Source organism: Cupriavidus taiwanensis (genome assembly GCF_900249755.1).
GTDB lineage: Bacteria > Pseudomonadota > Gammaproteobacteria > Burkholderiales > Burkholderiaceae > Cupriavidus > Cupriavidus taiwanensis_D.
Genome location: NZ_LT976853.1, coordinates 2575673 through 2598457, shown reverse-complemented (window position 1 = coordinate 2598457; position 22785 = coordinate 2575673). Strand labels below are relative to the sequence as shown.

The 22785-nt window shown below is 69.1% G+C and carries 20 protein-coding genes; 10 read left to right on the top strand and 10 right to left on the bottom strand.

The genetic code is table 11. From position 1 onward, the window contains the following. The first annotated feature begins 19 nt into the window (after positions 1 to 19). Together CBM2594_RS11875 and parC are read left to right on the top strand one after the other, a co-directional pair. Positions 20 to 838 carry a lytic transglycosylase domain-containing protein gene (locus CBM2594_RS11875; RefSeq protein WP_116356989.1) on the top strand — a complete coding sequence of 273 codons (819 nt, stop codon included), beginning with the start codon at positions 20 to 22 and terminating at the stop codon, positions 836 to 838. Positions 839 to 919: 81 nt separating this feature from the next. Further along, positions 920 to 3259, top strand: a complete 2340-nt coding sequence (parC, locus tag CBM2594_RS11870) for a DNA topoisomerase IV subunit A (RefSeq protein ID WP_116356988.1) — start codon at positions 920 to 922, stop codon at positions 3257 to 3259. Positions 3260 to 3327: 68 nt separating this feature from the next. Here the strand turns inward: parC and CBM2594_RS11865 are convergent, their stop codons facing one another. Together CBM2594_RS11865 and CBM2594_RS11860 are read right to left on the bottom strand one after the other, a co-directional pair. Beyond that, positions 3328 to 5157 (bottom strand): ABC transporter ATP-binding protein, encoded by a 1830-nt coding sequence (locus CBM2594_RS11865; RefSeq protein WP_116356987.1) that lies wholly within the window; start codon positions 5155 to 5157, stop codon positions 3328 to 3330. A 206-nt stretch (positions 5158 to 5363) separates the two neighbouring features. Further along, positions 5364 to 7046, bottom strand: a complete 1683-nt coding sequence (locus CBM2594_RS11860) for a lactate permease LctP family transporter (RefSeq protein WP_116356986.1) — start codon at positions 7044 to 7046, stop codon at positions 5364 to 5366. A 287-nt stretch (positions 7047 to 7333) separates the two neighbouring features. Here CBM2594_RS11860 and CBM2594_RS26825 point away from each other — a divergent pair, with 287 nt between their 5' ends. Further along, complete coding sequence (locus tag CBM2594_RS26825; RefSeq protein ID WP_232346602.1) at positions 7334 to 7504, top strand: hypothetical protein; 171 nt, start codon at positions 7334 to 7336, stop codon at positions 7502 to 7504. Positions 7505 to 7556: 52 nt separating this feature from the next. On the opposite strand, the gene CBM2594_RS11850 is transcribed toward CBM2594_RS26825, so the two are convergent. The 7 genes from CBM2594_RS11850 to CBM2594_RS11820 form a co-directional block, all read right to left on the bottom strand. Beyond that, positions 7557 to 8201, bottom strand: a complete 645-nt coding sequence (locus tag CBM2594_RS11850) for a glutathione S-transferase family protein (RefSeq protein ID WP_116356985.1) — start codon at positions 8199 to 8201, stop codon at positions 7557 to 7559. A 38-nt stretch (positions 8202 to 8239) separates the two neighbouring features. After that, entirely contained in the window at positions 8240 to 9424 is a 1185-nt protein-coding gene (locus tag CBM2594_RS11845) for an aminotransferase-like domain-containing protein (RefSeq protein WP_116356984.1), read from the bottom strand. Positions 9425 to 9503: 79 nt separating this feature from the next. Then, positions 9504 to 9971 carry a RidA family protein gene (locus CBM2594_RS11840; protein WP_116356983.1) on the bottom strand — a complete coding sequence of 156 codons (468 nt, stop codon included), beginning with the start codon at positions 9969 to 9971 and terminating at the stop codon, positions 9504 to 9506. Between the two features lie 11 nt (positions 9972 to 9982). Next, the gene (locus tag CBM2594_RS11835) at positions 9983 to 10957 is read right to left on the bottom strand and encodes a DMT family transporter (RefSeq protein ID WP_116356982.1); all 975 of its coding nucleotides are present in this window, start codon (positions 10955 to 10957) and stop codon (positions 9983 to 9985) included. Positions 10958 to 10987: 30 nt separating this feature from the next. Beyond that, the gene (locus CBM2594_RS11830; protein ID WP_116356981.1) at positions 10988 to 11641 is read right to left on the bottom strand and encodes a LysE family translocator; all 654 of its coding nucleotides are present in this window, start codon (positions 11639 to 11641) and stop codon (positions 10988 to 10990) included. Further along, positions 11638 to 12351, bottom strand: coding sequence for an alanyl-tRNA editing protein (locus CBM2594_RS11825; protein WP_116356980.1), 714 nt, complete (start codon positions 12349 to 12351; stop codon positions 11638 to 11640). Before CBM2594_RS11825 ends, CBM2594_RS11830 begins: the two co-directional genes overlap by 4 nt. A gap of 32 nt (positions 12352 to 12383) precedes the next feature. Then, positions 12384 to 13061, bottom strand: a complete 678-nt coding sequence (locus CBM2594_RS11820) for a VOC family protein (RefSeq protein ID WP_116356979.1) — start codon at positions 13059 to 13061, stop codon at positions 12384 to 12386. Between the two features lie 84 nt (positions 13062 to 13145). On the opposite strand from CBM2594_RS11820, the gene CBM2594_RS11815 reads away from it, so the two are divergent. The 6 genes from CBM2594_RS11815 (at position 13146) to CBM2594_RS11790 (ending at position 20047) form a co-directional block, all read left to right on the top strand. Next, entirely contained in the window at positions 13146 to 14699 is a 1554-nt protein-coding gene (locus CBM2594_RS11815) for an aminotransferase-like domain-containing protein (protein ID WP_116356978.1), read from the top strand. Between the two features lie 117 nt (positions 14700 to 14816). Beyond that, entirely contained in the window at positions 14817 to 16718 is a 1902-nt protein-coding gene (gene htpG / locus CBM2594_RS11810) for a molecular chaperone HtpG (RefSeq protein WP_116356977.1), read from the top strand. Between the two features lie 258 nt (positions 16719 to 16976). Then, a complete protein-coding gene (locus CBM2594_RS11805; RefSeq protein WP_116356976.1) occupies positions 16977 to 17480 on the top strand; it encodes a DNA-deoxyinosine glycosylase in 504 nt (167 codons plus the stop codon). Between the two features lie 232 nt (positions 17481 to 17712). Further along, the gene (locus CBM2594_RS11800) at positions 17713 to 18150 is read left to right on the top strand and encodes a universal stress protein (RefSeq protein ID WP_116356975.1); all 438 of its coding nucleotides are present in this window, start codon (positions 17713 to 17715) and stop codon (positions 18148 to 18150) included. 214 nt (positions 18151 to 18364) lie between these two features. After that, positions 18365 to 19117, top strand: coding sequence for a tetratricopeptide repeat protein (locus CBM2594_RS11795; RefSeq protein ID WP_116356974.1), 753 nt, complete (start codon positions 18365 to 18367; stop codon positions 19115 to 19117). Between the two features lie 57 nt (positions 19118 to 19174). Further along, positions 19175 to 20047: a spermidine synthase gene (locus tag CBM2594_RS11790; RefSeq protein WP_116356973.1), complete on the top strand. Its 873-nt coding sequence runs from the start codon at positions 19175 to 19177 to the stop codon at positions 20045 to 20047. Between the two features lie 261 nt (positions 20048 to 20308). Here the strand turns inward: CBM2594_RS11790 and CBM2594_RS11785 are convergent, their stop codons facing one another. Continuing rightward, complete coding sequence (locus tag CBM2594_RS11785; protein ID WP_116356972.1) at positions 20309 to 21934, bottom strand: ABC transporter substrate-binding protein; 1626 nt, start codon at positions 21932 to 21934, stop codon at positions 20309 to 20311. Between the two features lie 124 nt (positions 21935 to 22058). Between CBM2594_RS11785 and trmB the strand changes: the two genes are divergently transcribed. Beyond that, on the top strand, positions 22059 to 22736 hold the full coding sequence (gene trmB, locus CBM2594_RS11780) for a tRNA (guanine(46)-N(7))-methyltransferase TrmB (protein WP_116356971.1): 678 nt from the start codon (positions 22059 to 22061) through the stop codon (positions 22734 to 22736). The last annotated feature ends 49 nt before the right edge of the window (positions 22737 to 22785 follow it).

Genomic DNA, 22785 nt, shown 5'->3' with positions numbered 1-22785 from the left:
CCGCACCCTGGAACGCACGATGACGACGAGACCCTCCGGCAAACTCAGGCGCAACCTCGCAGCCACGCTGCTGGCGCTGGCGGGGCTCGCCTGCGTGCCGGCGGCGCATGCCGAACTGTGGGGGTATATCGACGCCGACGGCGTGGCGCACTTTGCCGACCAGAAGCTCGATGCGCGCTACAAGCTGTTCATGAAGGACGGCGGCAAGCTCGACAGCGCGCGGCTGACCGTGCGGCGCGGCACCCCACCCGCTGGCGGGTCCGACATCGATCTCGAGCAGCACAAGCTGTACCGCTACGTCGTCAACCATCCCAATATCAAGACCGTCGAGCCGCTGATCCACCAGATCGCCGGCAAGCAGGATGTCGATCCTGCGCTGGTCAAGGCGGTGATGGCGGTGGAGTCCGGCTTCAACCCGGCGGCGGTGTCGCCCAAGGGCGCGATCGGGCTGATGCAGGTGATTCCCGACACCGGCGCGCGCTTTGGCGTGGCCGCCGATGCGCGCCGCACCATCGAGCAGAAGCTGGCCGATCCGCGCACCAACATCACCGCCGGCGTGCGCTACCTGAGCTGGCTGATGCAGCAGTTCCCCAACAACCTCGAGCTGGTGCTGGCGGCGTACAACGCCGGCGAGGGCGCGGTGCAGCGCTACAACAACCGCATTCCGCCCTATCCGGAGACCCGGCAGTATGTCAGCACCGTGCTGCAGTTCTACCGGCTGTACCAGCCGCAGCAGGGCGTGGTGCTCAAGCACGCCAGCGCCAGTGCCGGCAGCGGTGCCGCCGACGACGGCCCGCGCGTGAAGATGGTGATCGGCGCGCGCCGGCCTATGCCCTGAGCGGCACCCACGAATCACAAGCAACCCGGTGAGCCCGGCCGTTGAAGTCCAACGCGTGGCGCGCCGAATCCTTGCCTATCCATGGAACAACAAGACATCACGTTTCAACCTGAAGAGCCGGCCGATTCGCTGACGCTGGCGCGCTACGCCGAACGCGCCTACCTGGACTACGCCGTCAGCGTGGTCAAGGGCCGCGCGCTGCCCGAGGTGGCCGACGGCCAGAAGCCGGTGCAGCGGCGCATCCTGTTCGCGATGCACGAAATGGGGCTGCGCGCCGACGCCAAGCCGGTCAAGTCCGCGCGCGTGGTCGGCGACGTGCTGGGCAAGTTCCACCCGCACGGCGACCAGTCCGCCTATGACGCGCTAGTGCGGCTGGCGCAGGACTTCTCGCTGCGCTACCCGCTGATCGACGGCCAGGGCAACTTCGGCTCGCGCGACGGCGACGGCGCCGCGGCGATGCGCTACACCGAAGCGCGCCTGACGCCGATCTCGCGGCTGCTGCTCGACGAGATCGACGAAGGCACGGTCGATTTCATCCCCAACTACGACGGCTCGATGCAGGAGCCGAAGCTGCTGCCGGCGCGGCTGCCGTTCGTGCTGCTCAACGGCGCCTCGGGCATCGCGGTGGGCATGGCGACCGAGATCCCGCCGCACAACCTGCGCGAGGTCGCCGCCGCCACCGTGGCGATGATCCGCAACCCGAATATCTCGCTGGCCGAGCTGCTGGCGCTGATGCCGGGGCCGGACTATCCCGGCGGCGGCCAGATCATCTCGCCCGCATCGGATATCGCGCAGATCTACGAGAACGGCCGCGGCAGCCTGAAGGTGCGCGCGCGCTGGACCATCGAGGAAATGGCGCGCGGCCAGTGGCAACTGGTGGTGACCGAGCTGCCGCCGAATACGTCGGCGCAGAAGGTGCTGGAAGAGATCGAGGAAATCACCAACCCGAAGATCAAGACCGGCAAGAAGGCGCTGACGCCGGACCAGCAGCAGCTCAAGGCCACCGTGCTGGCGGTGCTCGACGCGGTGCGCGATGAATCGGGCAAGGACGCGCCGGTGCGGCTGGTGTTCGAGCCCAAGAGCAAGAACGTGGGCCAGCAGGAGTTCATCCAGACGCTGCTGGCGCATACCAGCCTGGAGTCCGGCGCGCCGATCAACCTGGTGATGATCGGCACCGACGGCCGTCCGCGCCAGAAAGGCCTGCGCGAGATCCTGGGCGAGTGGATCGCGTTCCGCTTCGACACCGTCACGCGCCGCACGCGCCATCGCCTGGGCAAGGTCGAGGACCGCATCCATATCCTCGAAGGCCGGATGCTGGTGCTGCTCAATATCGACGAGGTGATCCGCATCATCCGCGAGAGCGACGAGCCCAAGCCCGCGCTGATCGAGGCCTTCGGCCTGAGCGACCGCCAGGCCGAGGACATCCTGGAAATCCGGCTGCGCCAGCTGGCGCGCCTGGAAGCGATCCGGATCGAGAAGGAACTGAAGGAGCTGCGCGAGGAGCAGGCCGAGCTGGACGTGCTGCTCAAGTCCGAGACCATGATGCGCCGCCGCATCATCAAGGAGATCGAGACCGATGCCAAGCAGTACAGCCCGGAAGACAAGGACCCGCGCCGCACGCTGATCCAGGAAGAGCGCCGCGCCGCCGCCGAAGTGCGCGTGATCGACGAGCCGGTGACGGTGGTGATGTCGCAGAAGGGCTGGGTGCGCACGCGCCAGGGCCATGGCCACGATCCGCAGCAGTTCACCTTCAAGGCGGGCGATGCGCTCTACAACACCTTCGACTGCCGCACCGTCGACGTGCTGCTGGTGTTCGGCACCAACGGCCGGGTCTATTCGGTGCCGGTGTCCGCCCTGCCGGGCGGGCGCGGCGACGGGGTGCCCATCACCACGCTGATCGAGCTGCAATCGGGCAGCCAGGTGGCGCACACCTTTGCCGGCAGTGCCGAGCAGCGCATGCTGATCGCCACCGCGGGCGGCAACGGCTTCCAGACCCGGGTGGGCGACATGATCAGCCGGCAGAAGGGCGGCAAGTCGTTCCTGACGCTCGATGACGGCGACACCCCGCTGGCACCGGCACCGCTGGGCGACGAGGCCACCCATGCCGCCTGCCTGTCCGGCAACGGCCGCCTGCTGCTGGTGGCGCTGGATGAAGTGAAGGTACTGTCCGCCGGCGGGCGCGGCGTGATCCTGATGGAGCTGGAGCCGAAGGAGAAGCTGCTGCAGGCGATTGCTGTCGGCGCGCCTGGCCTGGTGCTGTCCGGCGCGGGCCGCGGCGGCAAGCCGTCGTCGCAGAAGCTGGCCGGGCAGTCGCTGCTGCCGTACGTGGGCAAGCGCGCGCGCAAGGGCAAGGCGATCGAGGCCAAGCTGAAGGAGCCGAGGATCGACCCGGTGCGGGTGGAGATGCCGGCAGGCAACTGAGTGGCCCGCGGGTTTGCTCCCCTCTCCCGCCTGCGGGAGAGGGAGCCCCCAATCCGGCGGGCAACGTCTCAATCCACCCCCACGAACCCCCCAGTCTGATGCGCCCACAGCCGCGCATACAACCCCCCGTGCGCCAGCAATTGCGCATGCGTGCCGCTCTCCACGATATGCCCGTTGTCCAGCACCACCAGCCGGTCCATCCGCGCGATGGTCGAGAGCCGGTGCGCGATCGCGATCACGGTCTTGCCCTGCATCAGCGTTTCCAGGCTTTCCTGGATCGCGGCTTCCACTTCGGAGTCCAGCGCCGAGGTGGCTTCGTCCAGGATCAGGATCGGCGCGTTCTTCAGCAGCACGCGCGCGATCGCGATGCGCTGGCGCTGGCCGCCTGACAGCTTCACGCCGCGCTCGCCGACCTGCGCCTCCAGCCCGGTGTTGCCGTGGGCATCGACCAGGTGCGGGATGAACGCGTCGGCGCGGGCGCGGTGCAGCGCGGCGGCCAGTTCGGCTTCCGTGCTCGAGGGCTTGCCGTAGAGCAGGTTCTCGCGGATCGAGCGGTGCAGCAGCGAGGTGTCCTGCGTGACCATGCCGATCTGCGCGCGCAGGCTTTCCTGCGTAACACCGGCGATGTCCTGCCCGTCGATCAGGATGCGCCCGCTTTCCACGTCATAGAGCCGCAGCAGCAGGTTGACCAGCGTCGATTTGCCCGCGCCGGAAGGGCCGACCAGTCCGATCTTCTCGCCCGGCCGCACGGTCAGGTTGACGCCCTCGATCACGCCCGAGCCCTTGCCGTAGTGGAAGGCCACCTGCTCGAAGCGGACTTCGCCGTGGGTGACGCGCAGCGGCTGCGCCCCCGGGCGGTCAGTGACCTGGCGCGGCACCGCGATGGTCTTCATGCCGTCCTGCACCTGCCCGACGTTCTCGAAGATGCCGTTGACCACCCACATGATCCAGCCGGACATATTGTTGATGCGGATCACCAGCCCGGTGGTCAGCGCGATCGCGCCGGTGGTGACATGCCCGGTGCTCCACAGCCATACCGCGAGCCCGGTGGTGCCGGCGATCAGCGCGCCGTTCATCGCGGTGATGGTGACGTCCATGCCGCTGACCATGCGCCCGGCCTGGCGCGTCTTCTCGGTCTGCTCGGCCATGGCGTCGCGCGCGTAGTCTTCTTCCTGCCGGGTATGGGCGAACAGCTTGAGCGTGGTGATATTGGTGTAGCCGTCGACGATGCGCCCCATCAGCCGCGAGCGCGATTCGGTCGCGACCACCGAGCGCTGCTTCACGCGCGGCACGAAGTACAGCAGCGCGGCGACGTAGCAGGCGATCCACAGCAGCAGCGGGATCATCAGCCGCCAGTCGGCCTGCGCGAACAGCACCAGCGAGCTGACCGCGTAGATCACCACATGCCACAGCGCATCGACCGCCTGCACCGCGGAGTCGCGCAGCGAGAAGCCGGTCTGCATGATGCGCTGGGCAATGCGCCCGGCAAAGTCGTTCTGGAAGAACGACAGGCTCTGCTTGAGCACGTAGCGGTGGTTCTGCCAGCGGATCAGGTTGGACAGGCTGGGGCTGATCACCTGGTGCACCAGCACGTCGTGCAGGCCGAAGAAGACGGGGCGCAGCAGCACCGCCACCACCGCCATCCACACCAGCTCGTTGCGGTGCCGGCTGAAGAATTCGGCGCCGGGGGTGGTCTGCGCCATGTCGACCAGCCGCCCCAGGAAGCTGAACAGCGCCACCTCGATCAGCGCGCCGACCAGGCCCACCAGCAACAGCAGCACGAACACGCCCCAGACCTCGCGCAGGTACCACGTGTAGAAGCGCATCACCTGGCCCGGCGGCTCGCGGTCGGGCATATGGCGAAAAGGGTCGATCAGTCTTTCCAGGCGACGCAACATGGCAGGGTTCCAGTTGTGCCAGGCGTGCCGCGGTGTCCTGGTGGGACGCGCGGCCCGCATGCGGCGTAGAGAGACGCAACATGATACGCGCCTCGCCCAATGGAAAAAGCCCCGCCGGGGCGGGGCCTGTTCTGCACGGCAGCGCGAAGCTGCTTGCGGTGCGTGCCTGCCTGGCGCGCCTGCGCGCGGCAGGCGCGGCCGCCGGCTCAGGGGTGATGGATCACCATATGCGTGAACGGCGGCACGTAGGCCTGCAGCGTCACGAACAGGCCCACCAGGATCGCCAGCACGATCGAGTGGAAGAACACGTAGCGCAGGATGTCGCCCTCGTGGCCGTACCACTTGGTGGCGGTCGAGGCCACCACGATGGACTGCGCGTCGATCATCTTGCCCATCACGCCGCCCGAGCTGTTGGCCGAAGCCATCAGCACCGGCGACAGCCCCAGCTGCTCGGCGGTGGTCTTCTGCAGGCCGCCGAACAGCACGTTCGAGGCCGTGTCCGAGCCGGTCAGCGCCACGCCCAGCCAGCCCAGCATGGTGCCGAACAGCGGGTAGAACACGCCCGTGTGCGCAAAGGCCAGTCCCAGCGTGGCATCGAGGCCCGAGTAGCGCGTCAGGTAGCCGACGCCGAACATGGCGCAGATGGTCAGCAGCGAGTAGCGCACCAGCTTGATGGTCTCCCAGTATTCCTTGAGCAGCCGCGGCACCGTATAGCCCATCAGCAGGCCGCCGGCGATGGCCGAGACGAAGATGCCGGTGCCGGCCATCGACAGCACGTTGAAGTTGAACACCGCGCCCTCGACCACTTCCCTGGGCACCACCGGCGGCACCTTGACGATGGCCTTGTCCAGGCCCGGGATCGCGAATTTCCAGGCCCACAGGCTGTCCATCAGCTTCTTGAACTCGGGGATGCCCCAGACGAAGACGAACACCGTCAGGATCACCCACGGCATCCAGGCCCTGGCCACCGAGATGCCGGCCGAGGCGGCGCTGGCGCGGGCGTCGGCTTCGAGCGCCTCGGGGTGGTCGACCTTGGAGTCGTCGTGGCGGCCCAGGATCTTGGTCGAGGTCCAGATTTCCTTCGGATGCCAGACCTTCAGGAACAGCGTCAGCGCGCCCATCGACACCAGCGCGGCGATCACGTCCACCAGCCACGGGCCGTGGAAGTTCGACACCAGGAACTGCGGGATGGCGAAGCTCACGCCCGCCACCAGGATCGCCGGCCAGATCGCCAGCATGCCGCGGAAGCCGGCAAAGGCCCAGATCAGCCAGAACGGCACGATCACCGAGAAGAACGGCAGCTGGCGGCCGATCATTGCCGACAGGTCGAGCAGGTCCAGCCCGGTCACCGAGGCCAGCCCGATGATCGGCGCGCCCAGCGCGCCGTACGCCACCGGCGCGGTGTTGGCGATCAGCGCCAGGCCCGAAGCCGCCAGCGGCGAGAAGCCCAGCCCGATCAGGATGGCACCGGTCACGGCCACCGGCGTGCCGAAGCCGGCCGCGCCCTCGAAGAAGGCGCCGAAGCTGAACGCCACCAGCAGCAGCTGCAGGCGGCGGTCTTCGGTGATGCCGGAGATCGAGTTCTGCAAGACCTTGAATGACCCGTTAAGGGTTGTCAGCCGGTGCAGGAAGATGATGTTCAGCACGATCCAGCCGATCGGGAACAGCCCGGACACGATGCCCAGCCCCGCCGCCTTGCCCGCCATCGCCGCCGGCATGCCGAACACCGTGGAGGCGACCACGATGCCGATCAGCAGCGCCAGGCCGGCGGCCAGGTGCGCCTGCATATGAAAGAACGCCAGCGCTGCCAGCAGCACGGCGACGGGAATGCCCGCGGCAATGGTCGACAGCGCCATATTGCCTAGCGGGTCATAGACTTGACTCCACACGATCGAAATCCTCCTCTGGTTTGGCTCGGGTGCCCGGGCGATCTGCGTGCCCTGGAACTCCCGCATGCACTTTGCACCGGCGTGCGCTATCCGCCGCGCCGGCAAAGAACAAGGATTTTAAGAAAGGGACCGCCCGGGCCCGCCGTACATCGCGTCATGACCGCGATGAGCCACATTCAGGGATCAGGGTTTGCCCGGAGAGCACGGCGGCGCACATGCGGCCCTTGCGGCCCTTGCAGCACACCCGGCCAGAGTACTCTAAACGGCGCCCGTTGCAAAAGCCGGGCGTGGCCTTCGCGCTGATCGCCGCGACCACCGACGCGTGCTACGTGATGGCCGCGGCGTTTATCGGGCTGTGGATGTTTTCGGCCGCGTCGGGATCGCGGCCCGCGAAGCAGGGAAGCAGGGAAGTCGTCCGGCACGTCGCCCCCGCGAACGCGGGGGCCCAGTGTCGTTGACCGCGGCACGCTTAAAGCCGCTGGGTCCCCGCTTGCGCGGGGACGACGGAGCTTAGCGCAGCGGCAGTTCCAGGATGCCGCCCGCGGCGGGGCGGGCGCGCATGGCGTTGAGCCAGCGTTCCAGCTCGGGACGCGGCTGGTGCTGGCGCGGCAGCCCCATCCAGCGGTGCGCGGCGCAGGCCAGCGAGATGTCGGCCATGGTGAAGCGGTCGCCGCCGATAAACTCGCGCCCGGCCAGCGCCTGGTCCAGCAGCGCGGCGAGCGGCTCGGTGCGCTCGCAGGAGGCTTCGATGGCGGCCGGGTCGCGTTCGGCTTCGGGCTTGCGCACCAGGTTCAGGAACGCTGTCACCATCGCCGGGCTGAAGGCGGTGGTCTGCCAGTCCATCCAGCGGTCGGCCGAGGCGCGTGCCTTCACGTCCTCGGGCCACAGCGTGCCTTCGCCGTAGCGCGCGCACAGGTAGCGCACGATCGCATTGGACTCCCACAGCACGAAGGGTTCGCCGCCGACATCGGTGCCGCGGAAATCCTCGATCACGGGGATCTGGCGGTTCGGGTTCAGGCGCACGTAGGCCTCGGTGTCGAGGTCGCCCTTGGTCACGCCGATATCGACGCGCTCATGGTCCAGGTGCAGCTCGCGCGCGCACCAGACCACCTTCTGCACGTTGATGGAAGAGAGTCGGCCCCAGATACGCAACATGTCGTCTCCTGAATGAGGTGCGCCCGCTTGCCGTGGCTTCAGGCCGCGCGCGGCTGCCGCGCCGCGGCGATGGCTTCGCGGAACAGCTCGCCGAGGATCGCCACGCCCTGCTCGATGCGTTCTGCCGGCACCGTCACGAAGGCCAGGCGCAGCGCGTTGCGCTTCGGGTTGTTGGCGTAGAACGGGGCGCCCGGCACGTAGGCGACGTTGCGCTTCACCGCTTCTTCCAGGATCGCCATGCTGTCCAGGCCCTCGGGCAGCTCCATCCAGATAAACATGCCGCCTTCGGGCGTATTCCAGCTGACTCCTTCGGGCATGTGGCGCTTGAGCGCATCCAGCATGGTCTGGCACTGCTTGCCGTAGAGCTCGCGGATGGTCGGGATGTGGGTGTCGAGCAGGCCGTCGCGCACGGTCTCGTAGGCCACGCGCTGGGTGAAGGTGGGCGTGTGCAGGTCCGACGCCTGCTTGGCCTGGCACAGCTTGAAATGCAGCTCGGGCGGGGCGATCACGTAGCCCAGGCGCATGCCGGGAGCCAGGATCTTCGAGAACGAGCCCATGTAGATCACGCCGTCCGGGTTCATCGACAGCAGGCTGGGCAACTGGTCGCCGGTGTAGCTGAGCGCGCCGTACGGGTCGTCCTCGACCAGCAGCACGCCCAGTTGCTGCGCGCGCGCCACCAGCGCCTGGCGGCGCTCGAGCGGCAGGCGGCGCCCGGTCGGGTTCTGGAAGTTGGGCAGGGCGTACAGGAAGCGCGCGCCGGCGGTCAGTTCGGGGGTCAGCGCCTCGGGCAGCAGGCCCTTGTCGTCGCTGGGGATCGAGACGAACTCAGGTTCGAACAGCGAGAACGCCTGCAGCGCGCCGAGGTAGCTGGGGGTTTCCACCATCACCTTGCTGCCCGGGTCGATCATCACCTTGGCGATCAGGTCCAGCGCCTGCTGCGAGCCGGTGGTGATCAGCACGCGCTCGACCGCCACGTCATGGCGCCTGGCGACGAACTCGCGCAGCGGCAGGTAGCCTTCGGTCGCGGCGTATTGCAGCGCCGCCTGCGGGTTGTCGGCGAACACGCGGGCCGTCGCGGCTTCCATCGCCGCTACCGGGAACGACGCCGGAGACGGCAGGCCGCCGGCGAACGAAATGACTTCCGGACGCTCGGTGACCTTGAGGATTTCGCGGATGGCCGAGCTGGTCAGTTGCTGCGCCCGGCGGGAGATGGCCCATTTCATGATGTGTCTCTTGTGGTCTGCGGTGATTCTTGGGAGAGCGGCCACGGCTGCGGCCGGCCGCCCGGTCAACGAAAAATATTCAGCCCTGCACTTCGGCGATCAGCTCGATCTCGACGCACGCGCCCAGCGGCACCTGCGCCACGCCGAACGCGCTGCGCGCATGCTTGCCCTTGTCGCCGAAGACTTCGGCCAGCAGCTCGGAGGCGCCGTTGGTGACCAGGTGCTGTTCGGTGAAGTCGGTGGTCGAATTGACCAGGCTCATCACCTTGACGATGCGGCTGACGCGGTTCAGGTCGCCGACATGCGCATGCAGCGTCGCCAGCAGGTCGATGGCGACGGCGCGGGCGGCGGCCTTGCCGGTTTCGGTGTCGATGTCCTGGCCCAGCTTGCCGGTCCATACCTTGCCGTCCTTGCGCGCGATATGGCCCGACAGGAACACGGTGTTGCCGGTCTGCGCGGCCATCACATAGGCGGCGGCGGGGGCGCTGACGGCCGGCAGTTCGATGCCGAGGCGGGCAAGGGTATCGTAGACCGAGGTTTGGGACATGTAGGCTCCAGTCAGTGAATGCGTCCGGGAAGGATCGGTGGGGGTTCCGGGGCGGGGGCAGGTGCGGATTGCTGCACGGCGGCGCGGCGGCCCAGGGCCACGACGGCGATCACCGCCACCGCGAAGGCGATGGTGGCAGCGTCAAGCGGCTCGGACAGGATCAGCGCGCCGCCCGCCAGCGTCAGGAACGGCTGCAGCAATTGTATCTGGCCGACGCGGGCCACGCCGCCTTTTGCCAGGCCGGCGTACCAGAAAAGGAAGCCCACGAACATCGAGAACACCGAAACATAGGCCATGCCGCCCCAGGCCCGCGGCGACGCCGCGGAAATCGCCGGCAGGTCGCGCAGCGTCAGCCAGGCCACCACCGGCACCAGCACCGGCAGCGATACCACCAGCGCCCAGCTGATGGTTTCCAGCCCGCCCAGCTCGCGCGACAGCTTGCCGCCCTCGGCATAGCCCAGCGCGCCCAGCACCACGGCGGCGAACAGGTACCAGTCGGCATGCTGCAGGCCGCCGGCGCCCTGCCAGACCGCGAAGCCCACCACCAGCGCGCTGCCGGCCACGGCCGACAGCCAGAACGCTGGCGACGGCCGCTCGCGCCCGAACCATGCGGCGAACACCGCGGTCGCCAGCGGCAGCAGCCCGATCACGATGGCGCCATGGCTGGCCGGCACCTCGCGCATGGCCAGCGAAGAAAACAGCGGGAAGCCCGCCACCACGCCCAGCGCGGTCACCGCCAGCCGCGCCCATTGCCCGCCGCGCGGGCGCCGGCCCGCGCGCAGCGCGCCGCGCCAGGCCAGCAGCGCCAGCGCCAGCAGCGCGGCCAGCACCGCCCGCGCCAGCGCGACGAAGATGGGGTCCAGTTCCGCCACCGCCATGCGCGTGAACGGCAGCGTCTGGCTGAAGATCGCCACGCCGATAAAGCCGAGCAGCATGCCGCCGGACGGGGGTGGCGAAGGCGGGGAAGCGGGGGAGGGAGCGGGCATGGTTGGCCTCCTGGGTTCCTGTCGTTCGATTCAATGCCCGCCGGGGCGGGCGCTGACGGCGATCCACAGCGCGGTCAGCGCCAGCGCCGCGCCCATGGCCCGGTTGAACCAGCGCACGCGCCGGCCCTGCTGCAGCCATTGCCGCAGCGACGCGCCCACCGCGCCGTAGACGCCGTTGCTGACAAAGCCCAGCACGCCGAACACGCCGCACACCAGCAGCATGCGCTGCGCCGGCGCCGGCGCGCCCGCCATGTACGACGCCGCCACCGCCAGCGCCAGCATCCACGCCTTGATGTTGGCGTACTGCAGCGCCGCCGACTGCCACACGCTGAGCGGGCGCAGCACCTGTTTTTCCGCCAGCGCCGTGCTGCGCGCGATTTTCCATGCCAGCCACAGCAGGTAGGCCACGCCGGCCGCGTGCACGGCGGCGGCCAGCGCGGGCTGGCCCAGGATCAGCGCGCCCACGCCCAGCGCGCACAGCGCCAGGATGCTGGCAAAGCCGAACGCGACGCCGACGCAGTGCGGCAGCGTGGCGCGCAGGCCGAAGTTGGCGCCGGTGACCGCGGCGATGGTGGTGTTCGGCCCCGGGGTGAACAGGCCGACCGTGAGCAGCGTCAGCAGCGCCGCGAACTGCGCGGCGCTCAGGCCGGTCAGCAGCTGCCCTGGCAGTCCGGCGCCGGTCATGCGAACGCCACCGCCACGCGCCGGTTGGTGCGGCTCTTCTTTTCGATCCTGGTCACCACCACCGCGCCGATCTCGCCGGTGTTGGCGACGTGCGTGCCGCCGCACGGCTGGCGGTCGACGCCGGGGATCTCGATGATGCGGATGCTGGCCGTGCCCGCCGGCGGGGCGGCGCCGATGGTGCGCACCAGGTCCGGCTGCGCGGCCAGTTCCTGCGGCGTGATCAGGGTGGTGCGCACCGCGGTGTTGGCGCGGATCAGCGCGTTCAGGCGCTCGGTCAGGTCAGCCTTGTCGAGCGTGGCTTCGGGCAGGTCGAAGTCGATGCGCGCGGCATCCGGCGAGATGCCGCAGCCGGTCACCGGCACCGGGATCAGCGAGCCCAGCAGGTGCAGGCAGGTGTGCAGGCGCATCAGCCGGTGGCGGCGGCCCCAGTCGATCGTCACGGTGACGGGCTCGCCGGCGCGCGGCAGCGGCGCCCCGGCGGCCGGCACGTGCAGGATGCGGCTGCGGTCGTCGGCATAGACGGTGTCGACGATGGCGACGGTGCGTCCGTCGGCCAGCGCCAGCGTGGCGGTGTCGCCGGCCTGGCCGCCGCTGCGCGCATAGCACACGGTCTGGTCGAGCTCGATGCCGTCGGCGCTGGCGGCCACCACGGTGGCGCTGCAGTGGCCGAGGTACGGGTCTTCGTCGAAACGCTTGCGGGTCGCGGACATCGGGGGGCTCCTTTGGCTTGTTATGGGGATGGCTAGCGCAGGGTGCGGATGCCCTGCGCCGTCTCGATTTCGGCAATCAGTTCAGGGGCGCCGTCGTCCTGCTCGACGGCGACCAGGTGGTCGGCGCCCAGCCAGGCCAGCCCCTGGCGCAGCAGCTCGGCGCGCGGATGGCGCGCGCCGAGCCGGCGCAGCGCCAGGTCCTGCCGCGGCAGGCTGGCGCCGGGGTGGGCGGCCACGTCCCACTGGATCAGGCTGGGCAGCGCGCCGTCGCCGGCGCTGCCGGCTTCGCCGGCCCAGGCGGGCAGGCTGCCGTCGGCGGGCACGGTGATGCGCCAGTGCAGGCTGCCCCGGCTCATCGGGATCACCGGGGCGATGCGTTCGGGATACTGCGCCTGCCATCGGCCCAGGTCGGCGGGCCGCTCCACGCGCGCGGCCCAGTGCAGCAGGAACGGGCCGTCGCGCAGGCGCTGCTGCACGGCTTCGGTGTCCAGCCCGAACCAGCGCGGCCGCGCCGGCGCGGCGGCGGCGGGATCGATCGCGATCACTTCCAGGTAGATGCCGCCGAACAGGCCGAGCACGCGGTTGTGCGTGCCCATGGCCGCATGCGCGCCGCCGCCCTGGGGCGCGATGCCCAGCACGCCGGCAACGTAATCGGTGCCGGCGTCGAGGTCGGGGGCGGCAACGACGAGGTGATCGAGGGCTAGCTTCATCTTGGCTTGATGGTAGACAAGGTACTCGGTACAGTACCGGTACAGTTCAGCGGATCGTCTTCAGTACAGTTGCAGGAGCAGCACATGGATGCCCATACCCGCAAGGGCGACGCCGGCGGCGAAAGCGCCGCGATGGCCCGCCAGAAGGATAGCCGAGGCGGCCGGCAAGCTACAGCCGGCGCCGCGCCGGCGCGCGCGCTGCAGCTGGTGCTGCCGCCGACCGAGCGGCTGCCGGACCCGGTCCCGTCGGCGCAGATGACGCTGGTCGGGCAGCTGACCGAATGGGCGCGCATGCGCATCGACGAGCGCGTGTTCCGCGCCGGCATGCGCATGCCGTCGATCCGGCAGCTGGCGCAGGAGAAGGGCATCTCGCGCTTTACCGTGGTCGAGGCCTACGAGCGCCTGGTGGCGCTGGGCTACCTGGAATCGCGCCGGGGCTCGGGCTTCTACGTGCGCGAGCGGGCCCCGGCCGCGCCGGCGGCGCCGGTCGCGCGCGACGCGGCGCCGCCGGCGCGCAAGATCGACGTGACCTGGCTGCTGCGCAGCATGTTCCATACCGCCGAGGCGCACAAGGCGCCCGGGCTGGGCTTCCTGCCCAACGACTGGCTCGACGGCGAGCTGATCGCCAGCGCGCTGCGCGGGCTAGGCCGCCAGCCCGGCAACCACTTCCTCGCCAGCGGCACGCCGCAGGGTTTCCTGCCGCTGCGCCAGCAGCTGCGCACCCGGCTGGAAGAACTGGAGATCCGCGCCGGCGCCGAGCAGATCGTGCTGACCTCGGGCATCACCCAGGCGCTCGACCTGATCGCCCGGCTCTACCTGCAGCCCGGCGACGCGGTGCTGGTGGGCGACCCGGCGTGGTTCGTGATGTTCGGCCGCTTTGCCGCGCAGGGCGCGCAGGTGATCGGCGTGCCCTACACCGGGGAAGGGCCGGACCTGGAGGCGCTGGAGCGCATCGTGCAGGCGCACCGCCCCAGGCTGTTCGTGATCAATTCCGTGCTGCACAACCCGACCGGCACCTCGCTGTCGGCGGCCAAGGCGTTCCAGCTGCTGCGCCTGGCCGAGCAGTACGACTTCCTGATCGTCGAGGACGACATCTACTGCGACCTGTGCCCGCCCGGCCACGCCGCCACCCGGCTGGCCAGCCTGGACCAGCTGCGCCGGGTGATCTACCTGGGCAGCTTCTCCAAGACGCTGGCGGCAAACCTGCGCGTCGGCTTTATCGCCGCGCATCCCGAGATGGCGGCGGCGCTGACCGACAGCAAGCTGCTGGCCGGGCTGGCCACGCCCGAGATCAACGAGCGGGTGCTGTACAAGGTGCTGACCGAAGGGCATTACCGCAAGCATGTGGAGCGCGTGCGCACGCGGCTGGACCGCGCCCGCGACGACACCCGGCGCGCGCTGGAACGGCTGGGCCTGCGCCTGTTCCCCGGCCAGCATGCCGGCATGTACCTGTGGGCCGACAGCGGCCGCGATTCCAACGCCATTGCCACCGCCGGCCACGAAGAGGGCTACCTGTTCGCCCCCGGCAGCCTGTTTTCGCCATCGCAGATGCCGTCGGGGTGGATGCGCTTCAACGTCGCCAGCAGCGGCGACCCCGATATGCTGCGCTTCCTGGCGCGCCAGCTCGAACGGCTGTAGCGGGGGCGTCCGGCGTGTCCCGGGTCTTGAAAATGGCCCGGGCGTCCCTATTTTTGCCGGCACGGCCCCCGCGGCCATCCAACCCATCCAGACTTGCCTGTTTTCAAGAGGAGAACCATGACCGCACCGCACGAGACGATGAGCTTCCAGGCGGAAGTGAAGCAGCTGCTGCACCTGATGATCCACTCGCTGTACAGCAACAAGGAAATCTTCCTGCGCGAGCTGGTCTCGAATGCTTCGGACGCCACTGACAAGCTGCGCTTCGAGGCGATCGCGAATCCCTCCCTGCTCGAGAACGACGCCGACCTGGCGATCCGCATCGAGGCCGACAGCAAGGCGCGCACGCTCAAGATCACCGACAACGGCATCGGCATGAGCCGCGACGAGGCCATCCGCAACCTCGGCACCATCGCGCGTTCGGGCACCAGGGAGTTCTTCCAGCAGCTGTCCGGCGACCAGCAGAAGGACGCCGCGCTGATCGGCCAGTTCGGCGTGGGCTTCTACTCGGCCTTTATCGTCGCCGACAAGGTCACCGTGGAAACGCGCCGCGCCGGCCTGGGCGCCGAGGAAGCAGTGCGCTGGGAAAGCACCGGCGACGGCGAGTTCACCATCGACACCATCGCGCGCGCCGAGCGCGGCACCACCATCACGCTGCACCTGCGCGAGGGCGAGGACGATTTCCTGTCGGCCTGGCGCCTGAAGGGCATCATCCAGAAGTACTCGGACCATATCTCGCTGCCGATCCGCATGCCCAAGGAAGTGTGGGACGCCGAAGCCAGCAGCTACCAGCGCACCGACGAGTGGGAGAGCGTGAACCAGGCCAGCGCGCTGTGGACCCGCGCCAAGTCCGACATCACCGACGAGCAGTACACCGCCTTCTACCAGCACATCGCGCACGACAACGAGGCGCCGCTGGCGTGGACCCATAACCGCGTCGAAGGCCGCAGCGAGTACACCCAGCTGCTGTACCTCCCGGCACGCGCGCCGTTCGACCTGTGGGACCGCAACCACAAGGCCGGGCTGAAGCTGTACGTGAAGCGCGTCTTCATCATGGACGACGCCGAGCAGCTGTTGCCGGGCTACCTGCGCTGGGTCAAGGGCGTGGTCGATTCGGCCGACCTGCCGCTGAACGTGTCGCGCGAACTGCTGCAGGAGAGCCGCGACGTCAAGGCGATCCGCGAAGGCTGCACCAAGCGCGTACTGTCGATGCTGGAAGCGCTGGCCGACAGCGAGGACGAAGCCGAACGCGCCAAGTACGCCACCTTCTGGCAGCAGTTCGGCCAGGCGCTGAAGGAAGGCGTCGGCGAGGACCAGGCCAACCAGGAGCGCGTGGCCAGGCTGCTGCGCTTTGCCTCGACCCACAACGACACCGCCGAGCAGAACGTGGCGCTGGCCGCCTACGTCGGGCGCATGAAGGAAGGGCAGGACAAGATCTATTACGTCACCGCCGACACCTGGTCCGCGGCGAAGAACAGCCCGCACCTGGAAGTGTTCCGCAAGAAGGGCATCGAAGTGCTGCTGCTGACCGACCGCGTCGATGAATGGATGCTGTCGTTCCTGCGCGAGTTCGACGGCAAGGAACTGGTCTCGGTGGCGCGCGGCGACCTCGACCTGGGCAAGCTCGCCGACGAAGCCGAGAAGGCCGAGCAGCAGAAGGCCGAAGCCGACTGGAAGGACGTGGTCGAGCGCGCCAAGGCCGTGCTGGAAGGCAAGGCCAAGGACGTGCGCGTGACGCTGCGCCTGACCGCATCGGCATCGTGCCTGGTCTCGGACGAAGGCGACATGAGCGGCTACCTGCAGCGCCTGCTGAAGCAGGCCGGCCAGAAGGCGCCTGATGCGCAGCCGATCCTGGAGCTGAACCCGGACCACGCGCTGGTGCAGAAGCTGCGCGATCTGCCGGAGGGCGACGCCTTCAGCGACCGCGTGCAGGTGCTGTTCGACCAGGCGCTGCTGGCCGAAGGCGGGATGCTGGAGGACCCGGCGGCCTACGTGCAGCGCGTGAACAAGCTGCTGGCCTGAAGGCCGCTGACTGGCAAAGCTACCGGTTTGCTCCCCTCTCCCGCTCGCGGGAGAGGGGCCGGGGGTGAGGGCAGGGCGCTGGCATACCGACCGCCGGACTTCGTTGACGCTCCGGCCCTCACCCCCACCCCTCTCCCACTTCGCGGGAGAGGGGAGCGTTTGCCGGAGTTCGTGGCAGCGCAAACGTTCTCGCAAACCGGCGGCCTGCAACACGCGTCGTTCCGCCTTGGTCAGCAACCGAGCCCCTGCGTTCTTGCCATGCCCGACACCACCCCCTCTCAACCCGACCTCCACCAGGGCCTGCCGCCCGTCATCGACACCCACACCCGCGTGCTGGTGCTCGGCAGCTTCCCCGGTGCCGCGTCGCTCGCCGCGCGCCAGTACTACGCCCATCCGCGCAACCAGTTCTGGCCGCTGCTGGGCGCGCTGACCGGCGAGCCGCTGGCGCAGCTGCCCTATGCCGAACGGCTGGTGCGGCTGCTGGCGCATCGCATCGGCGTGTGGGACGTGCTGGGCGCGTGCCAGCGCGAAGGCAGCCTCGACAGCAATATCCGCTACCCGCAGGCCAACGATTTCACGCGCCTGCGCGCGCTGGCGCCGGCGCTGCGGCGCATCGGCTTCAATGGCGGCACCTCCGGGCGCTTTGCGCCCCGGTTTGCCGCGCAGGGCTACGAGACCGTGGTGCTGCCATCGTCCAGCCCGGCGCATGCCGCGCGCAGCTTCGAGCAGAAGCTTGCCCTGTGGCGCAGCCTGCTGGCCTGAGTGGGCTTGCCGCCGGCATCGCGTGTAAGGAACCGGCCTGCCCGGAAGTGATGCCTTCCGGATTGTCGTGGGCCATCGCGCACCTATACTGGAAGCGGGCCGGCCCATGAATCCAAACCGGGAGTATCGGCCGCTCCATGTGCGCCTTGCGGGCTCGCACTTTCGGACGCATGGCGTGAATGCACCGGAAGTGAATGCCTGAGCCGGCAACCATGCAGGCAAGGAGGCAATCATGTTCAAGCATCTGCTGGTGGCGGTCGATGGCTCCGACCTGTCTGAAGCGGCGTTCCGCAAGGCGCTCGTGCTGGCGCGGAACATGGGCGCGCGACTCACCGCGGTGCGCGTCTGTCCGAACTACCACGTGCTGACCTACCAGGTCGAGATGCTGGAGGACACGCGCGAAACCTACGTCAAGGAAGCCGCGGCGGGCGCCACGCAGTACCTGCGCGAGCGGGCCGAGGAAGCCAGCGCCGCGGGCGTGCCGTGCGACATCGCCTACGCCGTCAACGACCATCCCTACGAAGCCATCATCAAGACCGCCGAGGACAAGGGCTGCGACGTGATCGTGATGGCGTCGCACGGGCGGCGCGGCATCCAGGGCATGCTGATCGGCAGCGAGACGCTGAAGGTGCTGACGCACAGCAAGATCCCGGTGCTGGTCTACCGCTAGCCCGGGAACGCGGCAGGGCACAGGCCCCGGCAGCGCCGGTTGCGAAACCGGCGCCGCCGGGGCCGTATTTTTGGGGCCGTATTTTCGGGGCCGTGTTTTTGCCGCCGCCGCCGGCTTCTGGCATCCTGCGGGGGCGCCCGTGCCCGCCGTCGCGCCTTTCTGTCACAATGCCGGCGGCTGGCGCGCCCGCCATGGTTTCAAAGGTGATCTCCCTATGCGTATTTTTGGCATCAGCATCCATATCATCGTCGCACTGTTCTTTGCCGTGCACGCGGTGCGCACGCACCAGAACATGTACTGGCTGCTGATCCTGTTCCTGTTCCCCGGCCTCGGCAGCGTGGTCTATTTCTTTGCGATCTACCTGCCCGAGCTGCGCCAGTCGCGCGGCGCGCGCGCGGCCACGCGCGCGATCACGCAGCTGGTCGATCCCAACCGCGCGGTGCGCGAAGCGCGCTCGGATTTCGACCGTGCCCCGACGGTAGCGCACCGCATGCGCCTGGGCGCCGCGCTGCTGGCAGCCGGTGCGCCGGCAGAAGCCTTGCAGCACTACCAGGCGGCGGCCAACGGCCCGTTCGCGACCGACCCTGCGCTGCTGCAGGGGCTGGCGCAGGCGCAGTTCGCCACCGGCGATGCGCCTGGCGCGCTGGCAACGCTGGAAAAGTTGTTCGCAGCCAATTCGCAGGCGCGCCAGCAACCCGAGCCGGCGCTGCTGTACGCGCGGGCGCTGGCCGCGACCGGCGCGGCCAGCACGCGCGCCGCCTTCGAGCAGGCGCTGACCAGCGCCAGCGACGCCGCGCCGCGCTGCCTGTTCGCCGACTGGCTGGCCGCCCAGCCCGACGCCGCCGACCGCGAGCGCGCGCAGCAGCTCTATGCCGACATCGTCCACGACGCCCGCCACTGGCCGCGCCATGCCCGCGAACACAATCGCGAATGGCTGCAGCGGGCGCAGGCGGCGCTGGGCAAGTAAATCCGCGTTCGTTCCCGCCGCCGGCTGGCGCGGCTGGCAAACGCCTTTCCCGACGACATGACCCTACTGAAACGCAAATCGATCGAAGCCGTGGCCTCGCGCCGTCCGGCACGCGGTACCCGTACCCGTGGCGAGGCGCCGCCCCGCGAAGAAAAACGCATGACGCCGCGCTTCGCGCCGGTGACGTTCTCGGAAATGGAAGGCGTGCGCTACCTCCATTTCGGCACCGAGTGGGTACAGGGCGCGATGCGCTTGCGCAAGCCCGACGCGATCGAGCTGGAATACGCGCAGCAGATGATGGCGTGGCTGCTGTTCCTGTCGCCGTCGGTGGAAGAATTCCACGTGGTCCAGTTGGGGCTGGGCGCCGCCGCGCTGACCAAGTTCTGCCATCGCCAGTTCAGCCGCGCGCGCGTGACCGCGGTGGAACTGAACCCCGCCGTGATCATCGCCGGGCGCAGCATGTTCGGCCTGCGCGAGGACGACGCGCGCCTGACCGTGCGCGAGCAGGACGCCTGGGACTACGTGATGGACGGCGCCCACGCCGGCGCCATCGATGTGCTGCAGGTCGACCTGTACGACGCCACCGCGCGCGGCCCGGTGCTGGACACCACCGCGTTCTACCGCGCCTGCCGCCGCACGCTGAAGGCGCCCGGCGTGATGACGATCAACCTGTTCGGCGACCACGACAGCTTTCCGAAGAACATCGAACGCATCTGCGATGCCTTCGACAACCGCGTGCTGGTGTTTCCGGAAGTGCATGACGGCAATGTCATCGCGCTGGCCTTCAACGGGCCGCGGATCGATGTGGCCTGGGAAGTGCTGGAAGCGCGCGCCGACGTGGTCGAGGACAGCACCGGGCTGCCGGCGCGGGACTGGGTGCGGAAGCTGCGCGCGGCGAACGCGCGGCAGGAAGAGCGGCTGAGGATCTGATTCCCAGGCGCCAGAAGGCCCGGTCGGTGTTGGGTGCGCCCAAGCCGCGCGAACTCGCCCGGGCAAGGTGTTCTCCCTCTCCCCTCATGGGGAGAGGGTCGGGGTGAGGGGTGGTTTGGCGAGGAGCCACTTCAAACAAGGCCAACGGTTTTAACTCGCGGCCCTCAGCCATGGAAACTCCCGGCCCTCACCCCCACCCCTCTCCCGCGCGCGGGAGAGGGGAGCTTGCTGCAAGCGGCGGTCGGGTGGTTGCGCCGCCCCTCACTCCTTGTGGAAAAACTGCGCCAGCGACCACTCGTCGGTGCGCGCCTCGTACTTCAGTCCTTTCTTCATCGCCCACATCGCCAGCTGGCTGTGCGACGGGATGATCGCGTGGTCGGCCAGCGCGAACTTTGCCGCGGCGCGGGCATTCTCCTCGCGGTCCTTGTCGCTGCTGACCGTGGTCAGCGACTTCTCGATCAGCTGGTCGAGTTGCGGGTTGCTGTACTTGCCCCAGTTCCAGGTGCCGTAGCCGGTCTTGGGATTGGGCGTGCCGGTGATCGAGCGCAGCGCCACGTCGGCGGCGGCCGAGCCCCAGCCCAGCATCTGGAAGGCAAACTCGCCCTGGCGCGCGCGCGTGAAGTAGGCCGCCACCGGCATGGTCTCGACCTTGGTCTGGATGCCGATGCGGGTCAGCATGCTGGCGGTGGCCTGCGCCACCGCGGCGTCGTTCAGGTAGCGGTTGTTGGTGGCGTGCAGCGTCAGGCCGAAACCGTCGGGGTAGCCCGCCGCGGCCAGCAGTTTCTTCGCGCCTTCCGGGTCGTAGGCTTCGGGCCTGGTGCCGGGATGCCCGAAGATCTGCGGCGACACGATCGACGACGCCGGCACCGCCAGCCCTTCCATGATGCGGCTGACGATGGCGTCGCGGTTCAGCGCCTTGCTGACCGCGGCGCGCACGCGCGCATCCTTGAACGGGTTCTTGCCGAGCGGCTTGCCGGCCTTGTCGGTGACGAAGGGCGGGTTGTCGCGCGACTGGTCCATCTGCCAGAACACGGTGCGCCACGACACCTGCTGCTCGATCCTGAACTTCGGGTTCTGCTTCAGCTTGGCCACGTCGGCCGACGGCACGCTCTCTATCACGTCGACATCGCCGGCCAGCAGCGCGGCGCTGCGCGCGCCGTTGTCGGTGATGATGCGGAACACCGCGCGGTCCCACTCGGGCTTGGGGCCCCAGTAGTTGGGGTTGCGCTCCATCACGATTTCCTGCCCGCGCGCAAAGCGCACGAACTTGAACGGGCCGGTGCCGATCATGGCCTTGCCCGAATCGAAATCGGTCTGGGTCAGCGTGGCGGCGACCTTTTTCGGCATGATCGGCACGCTGTTCAGGTCGTTGGCCAGGTTGGCGTAGTTGGGCACGCTCATGGTCAGGCGCACCGTCAGCGGGTCGGGCGTATCGATGCGCGCGATCGGCTTGGTGTAGCTGGTGAACGAGCCCGGGCTGTTGACCAGTTTCTCCGGGCGCTCCAGCGAGGCCTTGACGTCCTCGCTGGTAAAGGGCGAGCCGTCGTGCCACTTCACGTTGGGACGCAGCTTGATTTCCCAGGTGATGGCGTTGACCGGCTTCCACGACAGCGCCAGGCCCGGGATGTAGCGGGCGTTCTTGTCCATGAACACCAGCGACTCGAACACATGCAGCGCGATCGCGTTGTTGGGGCCGGCATTGTTCCAGTGCGGGTCCATCGACGTGACGTCGGCGGCCAGGCCAATGCGCAGGTCCTCGGCATGGGCAGCGCCCGCCGGCAGCAGCGTGAAGGCGGCGCTGCCCAGCACCAGCGCGGCCGCGCCATGGAGCAGGGCACGGCGGGCGGGCTGGGCGGGGTGGGCGGGACGGCGGGAAATCGGTTTCATGGACGGGCTCCTGGTACGGGTCAGCGCGGGCGCGGACGGTGCTCAGACGGGTTTGTCCCGCATTGTGCCGCTAAAGTGGCATGGTTGCAGCCTTCGCGCCAGGCCCGCCCGGTAAAATGCGCGCATGTTTGCCAATTCCCGCACCATCGTCTCGGCGCAGTCCGATGTCCACGAACACCTGGCCGCGCGCGTCGCGCGCCACCTGGCCGAGCCCTTCCGCAAGCCCATCGGCGAGCCCAGCCGACGCGAGCTGGCCGCGGCGCTGCAGCGCTGGCAGCAGGCCGGCGGCGCGCCGCTGGTCCTCGATGCCGGCTGCGGCGTGGGCGAAAGCACGCTGCGCCTGGCCACGCAGTTTCCGGACCACTTCGTGATCGGCGTCGACCAGTCCGAGAAGCGCCTCGCCGCGGGCAAGGACTGGTGGGGCGACGCGCCGATGCCGGCCAATTTCTGCTGGGCCCGCGCCGACCTGGTCGATGTCTGGCGGCTGCTGCAGGCGGATGCGGTGCCGGTGGCGCGCCACTATGTGCTGTACCCGAACCCGTGGCCGAAGATCGGGCACCTGGGGCGGCGCTGGCAGGGGCACGCGGTGTTCCCGGCGCTGGCCGCGTGCGGCGACTACCTGGAATGCCGCAGCAACTGGCGCATCTATATCGACGAGTTCGCGCAGGCGCTGGCGCTGGCGGGGCGCCCGGCGCGGGTCGAGGCCTGGGCGCCGGCGCAGCCGATGACGCCGTTCGAGCGCAAGTACGCGGCCTCCGGCCACGGCTTGTGGCGCTGCGTCAGCGAGCGGCAGCCCGCTTGAGCCCAATGTGAACGTCCGATGTGAGCGCCCAAGGAAAACGGCCCGCGAT

Coding starts and splice junctions, on each gene's coding strand:
- CBM2594_RS11840 (WP_116356983.1), bottom strand. CDS start 9,971: ATGTCCCAAACCTCGGTCTACGATACCCTTGCCCGCCTCGGCATCGAA.
- htpG (WP_116356977.1), top strand. CDS start 14,817: ATGACCGCACCGCACGAGACGATGAGCTTCCAGGCGGAAGTGAAGCAG.
- CBM2594_RS11875 (WP_116356989.1), top strand. CDS start 20: ATGACGACGAGACCCTCCGGCAAACTCAGGCGCAACCTCGCAGCCACG.
- CBM2594_RS11835 (WP_116356982.1), bottom strand. CDS start 10,957: ATGCCCGCTCCCTCCCCCGCTTCCCCGCCTTCGCCACCCCCGTCCGGC.
- CBM2594_RS11820 (WP_116356979.1), bottom strand. CDS start 13,061: ATGAAGCTAGCCCTCGATCACCTCGTCGTTGCCGCCCCCGACCTCGAC.
- CBM2594_RS11865 (WP_116356987.1), bottom strand. CDS start 5,157: ATGTTGCGTCGCCTGGAAAGACTGATCGACCCTTTTCGCCATATGCCC.
- CBM2594_RS11790 (WP_116356973.1), top strand. CDS start 19,175: ATGACCCTACTGAAACGCAAATCGATCGAAGCCGTGGCCTCGCGCCGT.
- CBM2594_RS11825 (WP_116356980.1), bottom strand. CDS start 12,351: ATGTCCGCGACCCGCAAGCGTTTCGACGAAGACCCGTACCTCGGCCAC.
- CBM2594_RS11850 (WP_116356985.1), bottom strand. CDS start 8,201: ATGTTGCGTATCTGGGGCCGACTCTCTTCCATCAACGTGCAGAAGGTG.
- CBM2594_RS11785 (WP_116356972.1), bottom strand. CDS start 21,934: ATGAAACCGATTTCCCGCCGTCCCGCCCACCCCGCCCAGCCCGCCCGC.
- CBM2594_RS11800 (WP_116356975.1), top strand. CDS start 17,713: ATGTTCAAGCATCTGCTGGTGGCGGTCGATGGCTCCGACCTGTCTGAA.
- CBM2594_RS11805 (WP_116356976.1), top strand. CDS start 16,977: ATGCCCGACACCACCCCCTCTCAACCCGACCTCCACCAGGGCCTGCCG.
- CBM2594_RS11795 (WP_116356974.1), top strand. CDS start 18,365: ATGCGTATTTTTGGCATCAGCATCCATATCATCGTCGCACTGTTCTTT.
- parC (WP_116356988.1), top strand. CDS start 920: ATGGAACAACAAGACATCACGTTTCAACCTGAAGAGCCGGCCGATTCG.
- trmB (WP_116356971.1), top strand. CDS start 22,059: ATGTTTGCCAATTCCCGCACCATCGTCTCGGCGCAGTCCGATGTCCAC.
- CBM2594_RS11845 (WP_116356984.1), bottom strand. CDS start 9,424: ATGAAATGGGCCATCTCCCGCCGGGCGCAGCAACTGACCAGCTCGGCC.
- CBM2594_RS11815 (WP_116356978.1), top strand. CDS start 13,146: ATGGATGCCCATACCCGCAAGGGCGACGCCGGCGGCGAAAGCGCCGCG.
- CBM2594_RS11830 (WP_116356981.1), bottom strand. CDS start 11,641: ATGACCGGCGCCGGACTGCCAGGGCAGCTGCTGACCGGCCTGAGCGCC.